The 17,532-nt window shown below is 48.0% G+C and carries 20 protein-coding genes; 2 read left to right on the top strand and 18 right to left on the bottom strand.

From position 1 onward, the window contains the following. Positions 1-60 precede the first annotated feature (60 nt). The 5 genes from FD01_RS12035 to FD01_RS12015 all read right to left on the bottom strand — a co-directional run bounded on the left by FD01_RS12035 (position 61) and on the right by FD01_RS12015 (position 5,054). Entirely contained in the window at positions 61-864 is an 804-nt protein-coding gene (locus FD01_RS12035; protein ID WP_054717450.1) for an ABC transporter ATP-binding protein, read from the bottom strand. Between the two features lie 3 nt (positions 865-867). Then, complete coding sequence (locus FD01_RS12030) at positions 868-1,767, bottom strand: ABC transporter permease (RefSeq protein WP_056964515.1); 900 nt, start codon at positions 1,765-1,767, stop codon at positions 868-870. Positions 1,768-1,794: 27 nt separating this feature from the next. Continuing rightward, entirely contained in the window at positions 1,795-2,751 is a 957-nt protein-coding gene (locus tag FD01_RS12025) for an ABC transporter substrate binding protein (protein ID WP_404820838.1), read from the bottom strand. A gap of 385 nt (positions 2,752-3,136) precedes the next feature. Continuing rightward, positions 3,137-4,105, bottom strand: a complete 969-nt coding sequence (locus FD01_RS12020) for an ABC transporter substrate-binding protein (protein ID WP_056964517.1) — start codon at positions 4,103-4,105, stop codon at positions 3,137-3,139. Positions 4,106-4,400: 295 nt separating this feature from the next. Beyond that, positions 4,401-5,054 carry a histidine phosphatase family protein gene (locus FD01_RS12015; RefSeq protein ID WP_056964511.1) on the bottom strand — a complete coding sequence of 218 codons (654 nt, stop codon included), beginning with the start codon at positions 5,052-5,054 and terminating at the stop codon, positions 4,401-4,403. 55 nt (positions 5,055-5,109) lie between these two features. On the opposite strand from FD01_RS12015, the gene FD01_RS12010 reads away from it, so the two are divergent. Next, a complete protein-coding gene (locus FD01_RS12010) occupies positions 5,110-5,859 on the top strand; it encodes a sulfite exporter TauE/SafE family protein (RefSeq protein ID WP_054717435.1) in 750 nt (249 codons plus the stop codon). Between the two features lie 42 nt (positions 5,860-5,901). Here the strand turns inward: FD01_RS12010 and nagE are convergent, their stop codons facing one another. The 8 genes from nagE to FD01_RS11970 all read right to left on the bottom strand — a co-directional run bounded on the left by nagE (position 5,902) and on the right by FD01_RS11970 (position 13,868). Continuing rightward, on the bottom strand, positions 5,902-7,893 hold the full coding sequence (gene nagE, locus FD01_RS12005) for an N-acetylglucosamine-specific PTS transporter subunit IIBC (protein ID WP_056964509.1): 1,992 nt from the start codon (positions 7,891-7,893) through the stop codon (positions 5,902-5,904). 367 nt (positions 7,894-8,260) lie between these two features. Further along, the gene (gene efp / locus FD01_RS12000) at positions 8,261-8,815 is read right to left on the bottom strand and encodes an elongation factor P (protein WP_054717433.1); all 555 of its coding nucleotides are present in this window, start codon (positions 8,813-8,815) and stop codon (positions 8,261-8,263) included. Positions 8,816-8,942: 127 nt separating this feature from the next. After that, complete coding sequence (locus FD01_RS11995; protein ID WP_056964507.1) at positions 8,943-9,896, bottom strand: serine hydrolase; 954 nt, start codon at positions 9,894-9,896, stop codon at positions 8,943-8,945. Positions 9,897-9,991: 95 nt separating this feature from the next. Beyond that, entirely contained in the window at positions 9,992-10,387 is a 396-nt protein-coding gene (lpdD, locus tag FD01_RS11990; protein ID WP_054717423.1) for a prenylated flavin chaperone LpdD, read from the bottom strand. Beyond that, positions 10,380-10,988 carry a UbiX family flavin prenyltransferase gene (locus tag FD01_RS11985; RefSeq protein WP_054717419.1) on the bottom strand — a complete coding sequence of 203 codons (609 nt, stop codon included), beginning with the start codon at positions 10,986-10,988 and terminating at the stop codon, positions 10,380-10,382. Before FD01_RS11985 ends, lpdD begins: the two co-directional genes overlap by 8 nt. Before the next feature lie 32 nt (positions 10,989-11,020). Further along, positions 11,021-12,499, bottom strand: a complete 1,479-nt coding sequence (locus tag FD01_RS11980) for a UbiD family decarboxylase (RefSeq protein ID WP_056964505.1) — start codon at positions 12,497-12,499, stop codon at positions 11,021-11,023. A gap of 142 nt (positions 12,500-12,641) precedes the next feature. Further along, complete coding sequence (locus FD01_RS11975) at positions 12,642-12,875, bottom strand: cytochrome b5 domain-containing protein (RefSeq protein ID WP_056964503.1); 234 nt, start codon at positions 12,873-12,875, stop codon at positions 12,642-12,644. A 117-nt stretch (positions 12,876-12,992) separates the two neighbouring features. Continuing rightward, positions 12,993-13,868 carry a LysR family transcriptional regulator gene (locus FD01_RS11970; protein ID WP_054717417.1) on the bottom strand — a complete coding sequence of 292 codons (876 nt, stop codon included), beginning with the start codon at positions 13,866-13,868 and terminating at the stop codon, positions 12,993-12,995. 147 nt (positions 13,869-14,015) lie between these two features. Between FD01_RS11970 and FD01_RS11965 the strand changes: the two genes are divergently transcribed. Further along, the gene (locus tag FD01_RS11965) at positions 14,016-14,747 is read left to right on the top strand and encodes a DUF554 domain-containing protein (protein ID WP_056964500.1); all 732 of its coding nucleotides are present in this window, start codon (positions 14,016-14,018) and stop codon (positions 14,745-14,747) included. Positions 14,748-14,836: 89 nt separating this feature from the next. On the opposite strand, the gene FD01_RS11960 is transcribed toward FD01_RS11965, so the two are convergent. From FD01_RS11960 to sdaAB, 5 genes are all read right to left on the bottom strand, one after another. Further along, positions 14,837-15,103 (bottom strand): hypothetical protein, encoded by a 267-nt coding sequence (locus tag FD01_RS11960; protein ID WP_056964498.1) that lies wholly within the window; start codon positions 15,101-15,103, stop codon positions 14,837-14,839. A gap of 100 nt (positions 15,104-15,203) precedes the next feature. Then, positions 15,204-15,371 (bottom strand): hypothetical protein, encoded by a 168-nt coding sequence (locus FD01_RS16170; RefSeq protein ID WP_156647311.1) that lies wholly within the window; start codon positions 15,369-15,371, stop codon positions 15,204-15,206. 103 nt (positions 15,372-15,474) lie between these two features. After that, positions 15,475-15,780 carry a hypothetical protein gene (locus FD01_RS11955; RefSeq protein ID WP_056964496.1) on the bottom strand — a complete coding sequence of 102 codons (306 nt, stop codon included), beginning with the start codon at positions 15,778-15,780 and terminating at the stop codon, positions 15,475-15,477. A 66-nt stretch (positions 15,781-15,846) separates the two neighbouring features. Then, positions 15,847-16,710 carry an L-serine ammonia-lyase, iron-sulfur-dependent, subunit alpha gene (sdaAA, locus tag FD01_RS11950; protein WP_054717409.1) on the bottom strand — a complete coding sequence of 288 codons (864 nt, stop codon included), beginning with the start codon at positions 16,708-16,710 and terminating at the stop codon, positions 15,847-15,849. 11 nt (positions 16,711-16,721) lie between these two features. Then, entirely contained in the window at positions 16,722-17,387 is a 666-nt protein-coding gene (sdaAB, locus tag FD01_RS11945) for an L-serine ammonia-lyase, iron-sulfur-dependent subunit beta (RefSeq protein ID WP_056964494.1), read from the bottom strand. Between the last annotated feature and the right edge of the window lie 145 nt (positions 17,388-17,532).

Genomic DNA, 17,532 nt, shown 5'->3' with positions numbered 1-17,532 from the left:
CCCGTGTGAATCGTGGGATTGCGCTGCTTTTTTGAAATTCTATGAATAATCCAGGCATCATTAACTTAATAATACGGCGTCATCATTCAATTCTTTACCCGATTGTTCTTTGAACATCCGCAGTAAATCAGGCACCGTCAGGCCCTTCTTCTGGTCGCCTTTAATATCAACGGCAATTTGACCATGATCGAGCATGATCAAGCGATTGCCATAGCGCAAAGCGTCTTGCATATCATGGGTGATCATCAACGTCGTGATGTGTTGGGCCGCGACTAATTGTTCCGTCAAGCCCATGACAGTTGCTGAAGTGGCAGGATCAAGGGCCGCAGTGTGTTCATCAAGCAACAACAACTCTGGAGCTTTGAGCGTTGCCATCAACAAGGTAATGGCTTGGCGTTGTCCCCCAGATAATAACCCGATGGAGGTGCTTAAACGTGTTTCCAAACCTAAATTCAAACTCGCGAGTTTTTCTTGGAACAACTTGCGATCAGAATGCCGCACACCGGCACTCCAGAAGTTCCGCCAAGTCCCACGCTGCATCGCCAGACTTAAGTTTTCTTCCACGGTCAACATTGGGGCAGTCCCAGACAATGGATCCTGGAAGACACGAGAGATTAACTTTGCGCGCTTGGCAACAGATTGATACGTGACATCTTTGTTGGCGATTTTGACTTGACCATGCGTCACTGGCAACGAACCGGCCACGGAATTCAACAAGGTGGACTTCCCAGCGCCGTTACCACCGATGATGGCCACAAAGTCGCCTTCTTCAAGCGTCAAGTTGATACCTTTTAAGGCGTGGTTTTCATTGACGGTACCTTGAGCAAAATATTGATGCAGATCTTTAACTTCTAAGGCTGGCATCGACTAGTCCTCCATTCGTTTCGAGTTTTCGCGACGGGCTTTGATGGTTTTGTATTCTTTGGTGATCAAAGGCAAAGATAAGAATACCACCAACATCAAGGCGTAGAACAAGCGCAAAGCGTTTGGATCGACCCCAAGCCACAAGACGCCGGCAATGATCAAGCGGTAAATGATCGCCCCGACAATGATCGTGAGCAAGCGTTGGCCAAAGCTCAAGTTGCGCAGTAAGATTTCAGCGATGATGATTGCCGCTAAAGCAATGACCAAAGTCCCGATCCCCATGGAAATATCGGCATAGCCGTTAGTTTGCGCCATGAGTGATCCAGACAAAGCAATCAAGCCGTTGGATACCATGTAAACAATGATCTTCATGTTGTCATTGTTGATGCCGTTAGCTGCCGCCATCGCTTGGTTATCCCCGACTGCCCGAGCGGCTAAGCCCATTTGCGTGTTGAAGTATAACACCAATAACGCGATGACAATGGCTAAGACGACGGCCCCGACGATGATCGTGTCTGTGGTCGAGTTGCCAGTGGAGAATAAGGTGAACACCGTTTTCACATTACTCAACAAGGATAAGTTGGCTTGGCCCATGATGAACAAGTTGACCGAATACAACCCAGTCATGGTTAAAATACCAGTTAACAGATCTGGAATTTTCAACTTGGTATGTAAAATGCCTGATACCAAGCCCGCTAACGCCCCGAAAATGAAGCCATAAAGCGTAGCGACGATCGGGTTGGTGCCATGCACCAGCGAGTGTGCCGTGATGGCTGCGCCTAAAGGAAAACTCCCTTCAGCGGTCATATCGGCAATATCCAAAATTCGGAACGTTAAGTATACGCCGATGGCCATGATCGACCACAGTAAACCTTGTGAGATGCTTGAAGTTAAGATGCTCATGATTGCTCCTTTGTGAACTGCAATGAATTATTGCTTGGTGTCTGCGTCTGTAATGCCAAATGCTTTCATCATTTTTTCGTTCTTGATGACGGTGACTTTAGCGGGCTTTTCAACGGCTAAGTCTTTCACTTTCTTGCCTTTGATGATTTGAATGGCAAGTTTGGCAGTTTGTTTGCCTAAATCTTTATAGTTGATGCCGATGTTAGCGACCCCGCCATCTTGCACCATCGTTGATGCTGCTGGTACCACTGGGACTTTCTTGGCTAAGGAAACTTTACCCACAGTCGCCATCGCCGCAGCAACGGTGTTATCGGTTGGGGCATAGATCACATCAGATAACCCAGCCAGCGCTTCAGTGGCAGATTGAACATCGTTGGTTGACGCCACGGTGCGCTTGACGACTTTCAACCCCAGCTTCTTGGCGGCTTTAGTCGCAGCTTTGACTTGAACGATGGAGTTTTGTTCAGCGGCGTTGTATAACATACCAACTGTCTTGGCTTTTGGGAATAAGTGGTGCATGTATTGGATCTGTTGAGGAATGTCGACCATGTCCACAACGCCAGTGGCATTCTTACTTGGGGCTTTGAGGTTATCCACTAAGCCAGCATATTTCGGATCAGTGACGGCAGTGAACACCATCGGCGTATCCGGATCGCCTTTTTGTAAAGCTTGTGCCGCTGGCGTTGCGATTGCTAAGTTGACGTCGTTTTTGTCTTTGGCGAGTTGTTCGCTCATGGTTTTCAAGTTCGCTTGATCGCCTTGGGCATTGACGTAATCGATTTTGATTTTGCTGCCTTTGTAGCCGGCTTTGGCAAGTTCTTCTTCAAAGCCTTTGCGCGCATCAGTCAACGCTGTTTGATCGATCAATTGCAAGACGCCCACTTTGACCGTGTTGTCGTCAGCCTTGGTTTGTTGCCCACAAGCGGCTAAACCTAACATCGCGATGCCAACAAGTCCCAGTAATAATTGCTTCTTCATAAAAATATTCCCTCCAAAATGTTTTGCATGTGCAAAACAAAAGCCAGTCACTACACAAATTCCTCGCAGTGGCTGGCCATATTTTCATTCCGGAAAGAAAAAGGCCACATGGAGGAAATTTGATTTCATCCATGTGGCAATTGATCGCACGTTAAGTGGTACCGGCCATCATGGATGCAAGCCGCGGCTTGCATCCATGATGCAAACCGCTATCCGAAAAAGCCGGTAAAAAAGACATTATTCAGTTGTGTTGGTTGTAAGTGATTCATTTCTCAACACCCCTTCTCAGGCATTCGCCTATGCAAATGAGAATACTATGGGAAAACTGAACTGTCAAGGCTAAATTTTAACGGAATTTTCAGCAGGCAGGAATATTCAATTGAATTCAGGCTTATTTGGTGGCGCGATCCAAGTCAGCTTGCGTCAAGTTGAACAACTTCATGCGCTTGGCGTTGGTCACTAATTCGGTCTTTGCAGGTGATTCGATCGCTAAGTCTTTGACTTTCTTACCCTTCAAAATCTTCACAGCCATCTTGGCAGCTTGCTTGCCGAGGTCTTCGTAGTTGATCCCTTGCGTGGCCACACCACCAGTTTTGATCATGGTCGCATCAGCGTTGACCACTGGCACTTTCTTGCTTTCAGACACTTTACCGATGGTTGGCATCGCAGCGGCTGCAGTGTTGTCAGTTGGAATGTAAATGGCATCCACTTGGCTAGCTAAAGTTTCTGTGGCTTGTTGCACATCGTTGGTGGTGGCGGCAGTTTTCACAACGGCCTTTAAGCCTAACTTTTTGATCTCTTGTTTGGCCAGCTTGATTTGGAACACGGAATTTTCTTCCGCAGCGTTGTACAACAAACCGATTTTTTTGGCCTTAGGGAACAGCTTGTGGGTGAAGTCGATTTGGCCTTTGACATCGACCATATCCGTGACCCCAGTGGCGTTTTTATCAGGATGCGCGGTGCTGGTGGTCAAGCCGGCAGATTTGGGATCAGTGATCGCCGTGAACAACATTGGCGTATCTGGGTCGCCTTTTTGCAACGCTTGGGCAGCTGGTGTGGCAATGGCTAAGTTCAAGTCGTTGTGGTCATTTTTAAGTTGTTCGCTCATAGACTTCAAGTTGGCTTGGTCGCCTTGCGCATTGACGTAATCGATTTTGATCTTGTCACCTTTGTAGCCTTGCGCTTTGAGTTCTTCCGTAAAGCCTTTACGGGCGGCGTTTAAAGCGGATTGATCGATCAATTGTAAAATACCGACTTTCACCGTGCCATTATCGCTGGAACTGGACTTCTTGCCGCATGCCGCTAAGCTCATCACAGCGGCGATGGTCGTCAAACCGACCAAAATCTTCTTCATCTTCATCATAAATTCCCTCCAAATTTAAAAACCGGCCACATGAGGATCCATGTGGCCGGTTTATTTTCCCGGGAAATAAAAAGCCACATGGATATGAGTCATCCATGTGACGTGATTAGCATGTTAAAATGCTACGCCTATCATGGATGCAAACCTGCTACGCGGTTTGCATCCAAAGATGCAAGCCGCTATCCGTAATAGCCGTAGTAATACGCGTTGTTCAACTGTGTTGGTTTCAATGTTGTCATCATCAACACTCCTTATGGCTCGCTATGTGTATGAAGATACACTCATCAAATCCTCATGTCAATAGAATTTTTTTATTTTCAATTTCGTCTGGGCGCAGATCCCATAATATTTTCGAGAAATGTTGGCCATCTTGCGTGTTCAATTGCGAAATCGTCGCGTTGCGCAACATCTTCGGTTCCCGCAATTGGGCAAACGGTACCCCTAACAAGGTATTCAACAGCAATTGAAAGACGATGCCGTGGGCCACGACTAAGACTTTACCGCTTGGATGCGCAGCGTAAGTCGAGGTGATCACTGCGCGTGCCCGGCGCAAGGTGTTGGCGTAACCTTCAATGTGGCGAGCTGACGCATAGGCTTGATCAAAGCGCACCGGATCGTGGAAATACACGTCTAAGGCCTCAGGCTCTGCCACTTGTTCAACGGTTTTGCCATCCCAATCCCCCAGGTCCATTTCGTGCAAACCTGCTGCCAAGTTCAATGGCGTTGGATAATGGTTTGCTTGTAAGATCAACTGACTCGTGGTGACTGCACGCGGCATATCTGAGCTGATAGCTTGGACAAAGTGGACCTCTGACAGCGCCTGCCCGCATGCCTTGGCCGCCTGCAAGCCAGACTCAGTCAAGGGTTCATCCACACTGCCACCGTTAAAGGCATTGCGTAAGTTCACTTGGGTTTGACCGTGACGCACAAAATAAAATTCAGTCATTTTTGTTCCTCCAAAGACTAGTATACTGAAGTTCTAAGTGTTAGGAGTGGTTTGGATGCAAATAGTTTGTACTGGTATTTATTTAATTGTGGCAGGCATTGCTGGTGGCTTGCTCAGCAGTATGGCGGGGATGGCGTCGTTGGTGTCTTATCCCGTGTTATTGAGCTTGGGATTACCACCAGTTTCTGCCAATGTTACCAATACTACAGCCCAGATTTTCACTGGCATCGGGTCGACGTTAAGTTCTGCCAAAGAGTTACATAGCGCTCGGCACGCGACGTTATTTGATGCCGCTTGGGCTTTAGTCGGCAGTGTTTGTGGATGTATCTTATTGTTGATTGCGCCAGCTTCAAGCTTTGAAAAAGTGGTACCAGTGTTGATCGCCTTTGCAGGCGGTTTGATGTTGTATTCCCTATTTAGCAAAACGCCAGTCAAAAAGCGCGGTTCGCATCCCCTGATCAAAGGCATCGCGTTATTTTTAGTCGGGATCTACATTGGGTACTTCGGGGCGTCTGCTGGCGTGATCACGCTGGCGATCCTGACGCTGGCTGAAGATTTGCCGTTTGCCACGACCAACGCAATCAAAAACTTCATCAGCTTTGCTGGCAATGGTTTGGCGATGCTCATTTATGCCTTCACGGCTGACGTCAGATGGGTCATTGCCTTAACCATGGGCGTTGGCTTTTTGATTGGCGGCTGGCTGGGACCAAAAGTCGTCCGTCACTTACCTGTGCGACCATTGCGATTCGTCATTGCCTTGGCTGCTTTTGGTTTAGCGATTTACTTAGCCATCACCACCTATTAAAAAATGGTCATCCCCCGGCGCGAGGATGGCCATTTTTGTGATTTAATCTTTAAGTGCGTCGGCAGCCAACACCAGTTCATCAGTCTTAATTTGACCGAGTGGCGTCCGATCTTTCAACGCAGCGACATGATCCATATTGGTGAAAATTACCATCGTCGTCACTGGCTTGCCGGCAGCTTTGATAGCGTCAAGGTCAGCGGTCACCAGCAAATCTCCGTGTTTGACCTGATCACCCACCGCGACATGCGCCACAAATGGTTTGCCATCAAGCGTCACCGTGTCAATGCCGATATGGATCAACACTTCCAACCCAGCAGGCGTCGTGATGCCCACCGCATGTTTGGTTGGGAACACAGCGGTCACTTCACCTGTAACTGGCGCAACGATTTTGCCATCATTTGGTTCAACAGCGAAACCATCACCGAGCATTTTTTGCGCGAACGTTGAATCTGAGACTTTCGTCAAATCTACCAATTCACCAGTAGCGGCACTGTAAACTTTTTCTGATACGGTTTGTTTCGGGGAGCTATCAGCCGGTTCAGCGGTTACTGAAGGGACTGGTTTGATTGTATCAGCGGTCAACGTACTTAATGGCGTTTTGGCTTCAACCAAAGATTTCAATGGATCGGCAACAAATTGAACATCCGTGCCGATAATGATCTGTAAGTTGCGTTGGTCGATAGCATTAACACCAACGGCCCCGGCTGCTTTGATCGCTGGTTCATCGATTTTTTTGGTATCAGCTAATTGCAACCGTAAACGCGTCGTGCAGTTGTCGACCACTAACAAGTTATCAAACCCACCTAACGCCATGTAGATGCGCTTAGCTTTCAAAGAATATTTATCATCGCCAACCGTTTCAGCAACATCTGCAGTAGTCGTGGCGACATCGTCTTCGCGTCCAGGCGTCATCAAGTTGAACTTCTTGATGGCAAAGTCGAAGGTGAAGTAGTAAATCACCGCCATCACCAATCCTTGCACGATCAACATATAAGGCATGTTGGCGATCGGCATCCGCGAACTTAAAATGAAATCGACTAACCCAGCAGAAAAGGTGAACCCAGCCGTCCAGTGCATCAACGCAGCAAAGGCTAAACTTAAACCCGTCAACACAGCATGGATCACATATAACGGCCAAGCGACAAACATGAACGAGAATTCAAGTGGCTCCGTGACGCCAGTGAAGAATGCGGCAAACGCGCCAGCTAACATCAAAGACCCAGTTTGCGCTTTTTTCTCCGGCTTGGCATTGCGGTAAATCGCTAATGCCCCAGCTGGCAGGCCAAACATCATCACTGGGAAGAAGCCGGCCATGTACATGCCAGTCACGCCTTTAGTCCCAGCATTAGCCCAGAACTTGCCGATATCGTTGATACCGGCGATGTTGAACCAAAACACAGAGTTCAACGCCTGATGTAAACCAGTTGGGATCAACAAGCGGTTGAAGAAGCCGTATAACCCGGCACCGACTGCCCCTAGGCTGACCATCATTTTACCAAAAGCCACTAACACGTTATAAATCGGCGGCCAAATGAACATCAACAACAAGCTGATCAATAACATCACGCCAGCCGTTAGAATCGGCACACAGCGCTTGCCTGAGAAAAAGCTCAGCGCCATCGGTAACTTGGTTTCAGAAAAGCGATTGTACAACGCGGCGGCGATCAACCCACCTAAGATCCCGATAAATACGTTCCCAGAAATCGCTGAGAAAGCTGGATCCACTGCGGATTGTTTGATGCCTTCAAGCGTGGCGATCGATGCTGGGGCCAGGACTGCTACTGGCACTGAATAGGCCACCAGCCCTGCGACAGCAGAAGCCCCGTCTTGATTTTTCGACATGCCGCTGGCTAAACCTAAGGCAAATAATAACGCCAGAATGCCTAAAACAGCATTCCCACCAGCCATGAGAAATTGGGCGGCGGCCCATTTTTCAGGGAGCCAATGACCGATCCCTACCAGTAGGGCAGCGGCAGGTAAAACGGATACGGGCAACTGAATCGAACGCCCCATGCGTTGCATGTAACTTTTCATTTGAACCACTTCTTCCATTGAAAATTAGACCAATTACAAAAATAATTTGATAACAGGACTAAGTCTAAAGGAAAAAGCTTTTATCGTCAAAGGATTCTGTGACATTAAGTGACATTTACACAATTGGCATTGGGCCATACCAATTGTTAATTAACCTCTCATCCGCAATCATTAGCCGCTGCGCTTCGGCCCGGAGTTGATCGCAATCAAGCATCGATCCGATGTCAGGTTTCAGAAAATTGGTCTGAAGATTTTCGGCCAAAAATTCGGCCAAAGATAACGATTTTTCTGAAGATTTTGATTGAAACTGAGACTACACGCCAAACAAAAAGCCTTGAAGTTGGCCTTCAAGGCTTTGGCAAATTGATTAAGCACGCTTTTGGTAAGTCCCAGTAGCGGTGTTGATCTGCACTTTTTCACCAGATTGGATAAATTCTGGTACGTTGATGACCAAGCCAGTTTCCATCGTGGCAGGCTTGCCACCAGAAGTGACTGAGCCGCCTTTGATGTTTGGTTGGGTTTCAGTCACGGTTAAGTTGACCGTGGATGGCAAGGTGATGCCGATCACTTCAGTCCCGTAGAACTCGATTTGAACCATGGCGTTTTCCAACAAGTATAAGCGTTCGTGCTCGATGGATTCGTCAGGCAATTCGTATTGTTCGTAGGTGTCAGTGTCCATGAAATAGCTCATGCCGTCTTGTTCATACAAGTATTGGGCAGATTTCTTTTCCAAAATTGCTGGGGTCAACTTTTCAGTTGGGCGCATGGTCGTTTGCACAGTTGAGCCGGCGCGCACATCATATAACTTCAATTGCATCAAAGTGTTGCCTTTACCAGGCTTGTGGTGATTGGATTCGATGACCTTGATCAACTTGCCGTCTTTTTCAAACGTCATTCCTGCACGTAATTCAATAGCTTCCATTGGTTATTATTCTCCTTGTGCGCTTAAGCGCGGGTTCTTACGACTGCCGACACCACAGTTGGCGGCGGCAGTGGCATGATCAATGCATGCCCTAAATCTATAAAAAAGATAAACATCTTGTCGCTCCTTAAAGGTTGGTGTCGATCAGCGTTTGAATATGAGCCGCAATGGCTTTAATTTGTGAGAAATCAAGTTGCTCGTGGCCGGTGGTCATGATCACCAAAATATAGCGGTGGCCATCTTTGGTCGTGACGATGCCGGCATCATTGTTGGTATCCGTCAAAAAGCCCACTTTATCTTGCACTTTGGCTTTGGCATCAACGGATTTGACCCCTGCTGGGATCCCGTTGCGAAAGATCTGTTTGCCCATGTCTTTGAGCAGACGGGCACGTAAGGCTTTATTCTTGAATGGTCCATTCCCAGCGTCGAGCATTTGTAAGACTTTGACCAGTTGGTTAGCCGTGGTTTCAGCAGAGTCGCCAGAAAATGGTTGCCCTAAGCCGATCGATTGCAGATACTTGTCCACGGTATCATTGCCATAGCGCGTCAAAATGGTTTGGGCAAAGCCGTTTTCCGAGTTGACGATCATCGCATCAAAATTCTGCTTGTCTGTCAACGTCCAAGACATTTGCTTTTTTTCCAGACGATGGAAAACATAAGCGGCGATGTACAGCTTATAAGTTGACGCCGACAAGACTTTTGTATCGCCTTGGGATTCAACATTTTGCACGCCTTTGCCATCAATGACCCGGTTAGGCTTTTTGGCCGCGGCAGAGCCAGGTTTCGGGTCTAAACTATAAAGACTCAATTGGACTTTGCCACCGGCGGTTTGCTGATCGAAATAAGTTTGGAGCGCTTTTTTCAGATCAGCTTTCTTCTCGGCCGTCGATGGACCGCTGGAAGAAACCGCACTGGATGATGAACTGGAGCTGACAGCCGTTTGGCGATCATGCGCCTTGACCGCCACGCCGCCGATCACCACCACTAAAATCATGGCTAAAAGCGCAATAAAAGCCCAGCGCACGCGACGTTTGAGTCGATGCGTCCGTAAAAGCTGCCATAATTCGCGGATGGTTGCCATAGTCTTCCTCCCAGGCGGGTGCATACATATAAAATTTTAACGTTAAAACGCCTACGATACAAGTACAATGATGTACCTGCCTCGTAGGCGTTTCGTTATTTAGCGAAAGTTTCAGAAATTTTCGCCACTGGATGCGCGACTAACCAGTCATGAGCTTGTTGCCCCAAGCCTTTGGTCATCGCAAATGCGGCATGCATTTGAACAGAGGAAATCTTGTTGACATGCATCCCGCCAGTGATGATCGCATTACCTTGTAGGACGGGCTGCAAAATTCTGGCAATGGCTTCAGTCAGCACGCCTTCTTGATGGACATGTCCAGGCCGACTAGGTAACGCGATCGTGTGCAAACCATCTGACCCCACTGCAGTGACCACACCGTAATGGGAGACATCCCCACCAGTCAACGTTAACAACACATCTTGGCTTTGGCGCGTCAGCGTCAATTGCATCTCATAACCGGCGGCTTGTTCAGTAAGCGTCACATCACTCATGATTTTTCGCCTCACGTGCCGCCATTTTGGCTTGAGCTAAGCCTTGCCAACGCGGTGATAAGCTGTTATCGATATGCAAGTGATCCAATAACTTCATGGTGTTGTGATTGATCAAGGCATCGATGGTTTGCGGATTGTTGTAAAACGCTGGAATTGGCGGAATGATTTCCACGCCCATGCGGGATAACTTCAACATGTTTTCCAAGTGGATCTGGTTGAATGGGGATTCCCGCGGCACGATCAACAGCGGCCGGCGTTCTTTTAACGTCACGTCAGCGGCGCGGCCAATCAAGGAATCACCCATGCCAGTGGCAATGGCAGCGATGGTTTTCATGGAACTTGGCACGATCACCATGCCATCATGGTGAAATGAGCCAGAAGCAATCGCAGCGCCCATATTCCGCGGGTCGTACACATGATCAGCCAAAGCATTGACTTGGCTTTCGACATAGCCAGTGTTTTCAATAGCTAAGTTCTCCTTGGCCCAAGCACTCATCACCAAGTGCACTTCGATGTCTGGATTTGCATGTATTGCTTCAAGCAAGCGGATCCCGTAAATGGTGCCGCTCGCGCCGGAAATGGCCACTACAATACGTTTCATAAAAAGTTCCTTTCACTGTCGCATCACGCAGTTTACTTCAAGTAGTCTTGCCAGTTTGGCATTTCTTTAAATGGTGCACGCACAAACTGCTGCTTCATGTCGTAAGGCACCGTGCCATCTAAGACCAGTTTGGAAGACATCCCGCGTTGACGAATGCGAGCAGGATCATATTCTGGTAATTCAGAAGGATCCAATGGGTGGTTGCGCAAGCCTTCTAAGACCAGCATGTCGCGGTCGGCTTGGAAGCGGGTGTTGATGGTCCACATCACATCGTTCCAATCAAAGATATCGACATCTTCATCAACTAAGATCACCGTCTTTAATTCCTTAAAAGCAGAGAAAGCGAGCAAGGCAGCTTGACGTTGGATCCCTTCGTCGTTGATATCATCTTTATGGATCTGCATGATGGTCATTAACTTCCCACCACCAGCAGGCGCATTGTAAACATTGGTGACTTTGCCAGGAATCGCGCGATCCACCAAGTTTAAAATGGACGCTTCAGTTGGGATCCCAGCCATGGAAACATGTTCTTCCGATGGCCCGATGGTGGTTTGAACGATCGGGTTATCTTGACGGTGAGTCACGGCTTTGATTTTCACCACGTTGACCGCCGGGTTGGCAGTGCCGTTATAACCTGGAAATTCTGGCATCGCATAACCGGAATTGGTGTTGATGTCTTCTTGCATTTTGGTATTAGGCAAGATTTCGGCTTCAATGATCCATTCTGCGCGGGCGATCCCCATCGCGTTAACCGTTGTCCCTTTAACCACTTGGACGGCTTCGTTACGCAAAGCACCGGCAACTTGTAATTCATTGTAGCCAAGTGGCGTTGTCGGTGGTTCAAAGGTTGCACCAATGGTAATGGCTGGATCCAAGCCGATGTTGATGGTAATTGGCATCGGTTCATTGATGGCTTCATATTGTTTTAAGAAAGCGCCGATGTGACGGCCACCTGGCATGATGTACATGCCGATGGTGTCTTTGTCTTCTAAGACCATCCGGTGAATGGTGACATCAGATTCTTTACCGTCAGTGCTGTGACCATAAACCACCCCCATGGTGATGTATGGGCCAGCATCGTCAGAGGTGTTGGTAGGTGCTGCTAATAATTTGCGAATGTCAAAATCTTTATCAGTGGCTAAATGGACAACTTCTTGAGCAGGCGCTTGATCTTTGGAAACTTCAACCGGTTGGATCGGATGGGTCACGGCTTCATTTAAGGCTTGGCCTAAGTGCTTGTAGTCTTGATGTAAAATCGTGCCGACGCGCTTACGGGATGCTTGCAAGCCGATCAATACACGAGAGCCTGGGAAGCCTTTGACGTTGTTGAACATCATGGTTGGGCCTTCTTGAGTGGGGCGCTTGACAGTACCACCAGCACCGATGTAGCGATAAACCCCAGCTAAATCAGCTTCAGGATCGATTTCTTTATCCGTTTCATGGTATTGACCAGGAATTTGTTTGATTTCGTCTAAGACTTTACGTAAATCGTAAGGGGTGTTTTCAGACATATTGGTTGCCTCCGTTTTTAGATTACGGTGATCATTATGCGGCTCAAAGCTGTCTGTAAACAATTCGGAATGTTTCGCCCATCTATTCGATAATGGAATGCAACAAAAAAGCTAGACCACAACGGCCTAGCTGAAGTTGAATTTATTTGGCTAACTCCCCAACCACTGGTAATTTCGCTAATACTGCCTTGCCGTGTGGTGAATGGGTAATGGCTTCTGACATGTCGCCACCAGCGGTGTTGCCGTGGTGCTTGCCACCAGCCCAAGGGCCGACGTTGGAAACATCATAAACCACGCCATCTACTGCCACATAAGCCGGTTGACCATTTTGACCATTGAATTGTTTGAGTTCTTCTAAGGTAAAAGTTTTTGCCATGAGTGTGTCCTCCTTTTAATGCCATTGTACCAAGTTGCTGATCGAGAAAGCGAATTTGACGCTTCCTCATCAGTTTAATTGTAGACAACTTAAACCGACTTTGCAAGCGGTTACGAACTATGGCCGTTTTTCGCAAAACGCCCAAAATAAATCACTCGCCACACTATGTTTGCCGTGCACCCGCATAAATGCCAAATGACTGACCACGGTTGGTGTGATCGGCACGGCGACGACATTGGCATAATCTTCGAGATCCACTGAGCGCGCCATCATGATCGCCACACCCATGCCGCGATTAACCATACCAGCGATCAAATCGATGCGCTGGCCAGTGTAAGTCACTTTAGGGGTCACACCCGCTTTGGCCATCATGTCGACCACTGGCTGATACAACCCGGTGGACTCACTCAACAATAATAATTGATCATGGGCGATCGCAGAGACGGGAATTGACTTCGCGGTGGCCAAAGGATGATCTTTAGGCAACAACGCAACGAAATGATCAGATTCACCGATGATCACGTCGTATTTGGAATGTTGAATATCATATAAGCGCGTGAAAATCACATCGCTGTCGCCGTGATCCAACCCTGGCAAAAGCGTCGCCGTTTCCGCTTCTGAAAACTGGAGATCAACTTCTGGGTGTTGTTTGGTGAAAGCCGCGATGGTGTTGAAGCCTTTATAAGAAGAAATTGACGGTACAGCGCGAATGACGAGTCGCATCCCCAACTGGGCGGCTTGTTCACGAAGTTGCTCTGACATTTCCTTTTGCGCGGCGACAATTTGCTGGGCATAAGGCAACACCAGCTCGCCTGCTGCCGTCAGCGTGATCGCGCGATGGGAGCGATCGACTAACACAGTATCAAGCGCCACTTCCAAGGATTTGATTTGTTTGGAAATCGTCGCTTGCGTGGTGAAAAGTCGACTGGCGGTTTCAGTATAATTCAGCGTATCTGCCAGATCCACAAAAGTCGCGAGTTTGCGAATGTCCATGTTTGCCTCCTGTAAAGCGCTGTCTATTCGCTTTTGGAATAGTTTACCACAATAATGCGAATTGAACACGTGCACCTGCTCAAATAAACTAAAGAGCGTATTTTAATTCGGCACACTGCAACGGCAGTGTTTATAGGAGGCTCTATTATGCCAGTTGGCATTATCATCAATGCTTTGTCTGTGCTCCTCGGCGGTGTCTTTGGCGCACTAGGTGGCAAGCACATGTCAGACAATTTTAAAACTGGGCTGAACATGGTGTTTGGCGCCTGTTCTATGACCATGGGGATCTTCTCCATCGCCCCAATGAAGAACATGTCTGCTGTTATTTTTGCGATTATTTTAGGCACGGCCTTGGGTTTGTTGATCCACTTAGGTGATTTGATCAACAAAGGCGCCAAAATGATGCAAACGTTCATCGTCAAATTCATTCCCAACACTTCTGAAGGCATGAGTGAAAAAGAATTCGATGCCACTTTAGTTACCGTGATCGTGTTATTCTGTGCTTCCGGGACTGGGATCTACGGGGCGTTGACTGAAGGGATGAATGGCGACACGTCGATTCTGATTTCAAAATCGATCCTTGATTTCTTCACTGCCGCAATTTTCGCCGCCAACCTTGGTTACGTCGTCGCCTTGATCGCGATTCCGCAGTTCATCATTTTCTTCATTTTGTTCTTGGCCGCTGGGTTTATTTACCCATTGACCACGCCGAACATGATCCTCGACTTCAAGGCTGCTGGTGGCGTGTTGATGTTGGCTACTGGTTTCCGGATGGTGCAAGTCAAGATGTTCCCAACTGCCGATATGATCCCTGCGATGGTGTTAGTCATGCCGCTGTCGTGGTTGTGGATGACCGTGATCATGCCACTGCTTTCATAAAAGCGCTTGGTTTTGAAACAACTTGAATATTTCAATAATCAAAAACAGGTCCGATCAATTTCGATAACGCGAAATTGATCGGACCTGTTTTATTCTCTTGGCACTTGGCAACGATTCCTTTTTTCATCGATGGCTTCAGCGTACTCATCAAGACTTCGATATAAGTCCTTACCCACTGTAGCAAAATCGCGCTTGATTTTTTGCTGATCAGAAGCGTTTAATTCAACGGCGGGAAAAGGATCCAAGCCAGTTGCAAAAGGCTTGGTGATCAAGGCACTGATACGCCTCATAAATTTCATTAATAGGCGAGCGCCTTGGCGAAACCAAGACCATCGATAATGAGCATTCTCGTTCATCTGCCCCTCCTGCATTTGGCTATAAAAACACATCACGAGTCATAGTAATAGTATCTGTTACTACACAGACAAATGTCAATAATAATAGGTTTTCCAGTTATTAGCGTGGTTCATTAGCGTGCATTCCACCCCAAAATGCGATCATCAGTGCAACAAAGGTTGTGATATAAAGCCACATTGCCGCATGCGCCAACACCAATGCCACTAGCATGACGATGCCTGCACACCCAAGCAAGGCATCGCCGAAGTTCAATCGTAAGTTCATCATTTTAAATCATCTCAACTTTCTCCATGTGATGAGGCTATTTTCTACCGGCGAATCCTAGATATCAATATTTGTGCCCGCAAAAAAAGCCTGGCCAGCGCCAAGCTTAATCCATCACACCTTTAAACATGCCTTCTTCTAACCATGCCCGCATTAACCGCACGGCAAAGCTTTGGGCTTGTTCGCCACCGAGCTCAGGTTTGGTCGCTTCGATCACGCGCCCCAGCGCCTTGGTCGTCACCGTATGATCCGCGATCATTTGCGTCATCATGAACTGGTTGAGTTCATCGATTTCGCTTTCGGTGAAGCCAAATTCGAGGTACAACAGCGAACTCGAATGGATATTTAATTTTTTATTAATGCGACCTAACACGTCTAGAATCAAGATGCGGTCGTTGTCTTCTTCTCCCATACCTCAAAGCTCCTCATCAATTTCACATCAAGTATAGCATAGCTGATTGAGGCATGGAAAATAATCTCACCCGAAAATTTTCTTTTTCAACGCGACTGCAGTTGGGGTCGCCGCTAACCCACCTTCACCGGTTTCACGCAAGGAACTTGGGAGTTGCACCCCGACACGACGCACGGCTTCGATCACTTCATCCGTTGGAATCACGGACAACATGCCTGCTAATGCCATGTCTGCTGAGATCATCGCTTGGCTGGCACCTAACGCATTGCGCTTAACACAAGGCACTTCGACTAAACCAGCGACTGGATCACACACCAAACCCATCATATTTTGTAACGTGATAGCAACAGCGGCACTGGCTTGTTCCACGCTGCCACCTTTGGCGATCACCAAAGCAGCTGCGGCCATGGCTGACGCCGAACCAACTTCCTCTTGACAACCACCTTCTGCGCCAGCGATGCCAGCATTGTTGGCGATCACGAGGCCAAAAGCCCCCGCCGTGAACAAAAAGTCGATTTGTTGATCACGCGTCATTTTCAAGCGATCACGCACTGCTGTGAGCACACCGGCTAATACCCCAGCCGAACCAGCAGTCGGGGTGGCGCAGATCAAGCCCATTTTGGCGTTGACTTCATTGACCGCTACCGCATTACGCACGGCTTCAAGGATCGGTTGCCCAGATAAAAAGTCCCCGGCTTCGAGATATTCATCCATTTTCTTGGCTTCGCCACCAGTTAAACCAGTCAACGAATGGACGCCAGCGACCCCTTCTTTGACGGATTGTTCCATCACTTCCAAGTTGCGGGCCATCAACTGGCGAATCTGTTCACGTGAGCGGGTGGTGTTGGCCATTTCTGTGGCGATCATCAATTCGGCAACTGATGGATAGTCATGACTTTGCGCGACTAATTCTTTAATGGAATAAAACATATTGTCTCCTTTTACTCAAAAAACGTGACGTTGACCATATGTGGCAAAGCCTTCAACTGGGCGAGAATTTCCGGTTGATAAGCATCCACTTCAATGATCATGATAGCCCGTTCGCCTTTTGCTTCGCGCGTCACCGTCATGGTGCCAATATTGATCTTATCCGCAGAGAAGATATTGGTCACTGCTGCGATCATCCCGGGCACATCATCATGAATGGTGATGTAAGTCGGCGTGCCCATGGACAGCGAAATCTTAAAGCCGTTGAGTTCTGTGATGCGGATATTGCCACCACCGATGGATTCGCCGAGCACAGACAGTTTATGATCGCCTTTTTGCAACACGATGCGCGCAGAGTTGGGGTGATCGACTTTGTCAGATTTCGGCACAAAAGTCACTTTAATGCCCGCTTCATGCGCCAATTTCAGTGAATCTGGCAATTGGGGATCATCTGGCGCCATACCGAGTAATCCACCGATAATCGCCACATCCGTCCCATGACCGCGATAGGTTTTGGCAAACGACTCATATAAGTACACATCGATTCGTTCCGGTGCTTCACCGAAAATATCACGCACGACTTTGCCAATGCGTGATGCCCCGGCAGTATGCGAGGAACTTGGGCCCACCATCACTGGACCGATAATATCAAAAACACTGTGAAAACGAATATCTGGCATAACTTTACTCCATTATTTTGATCTATTTGAATGACTAACGCTGTCCGGCATCGTAAGTGTTTCAGGCCCGCCATCAGGCGCCAGTGGTTTAACTCCGTTACAGTGATTTGAAATTGGGACTCCAGCTGGCCACCGGTACGTGGAG

The organism is Lacticaseibacillus manihotivorans DSM 13343 = JCM 12514, from assembly GCF_001435035.1.
Classification (GTDB): domain Bacteria; phylum Bacillota; class Bacilli; order Lactobacillales; family Lactobacillaceae; genus Lacticaseibacillus; species Lacticaseibacillus manihotivorans.
This window is presented reverse-complemented; position numbering and strand designations above follow the sequence as displayed.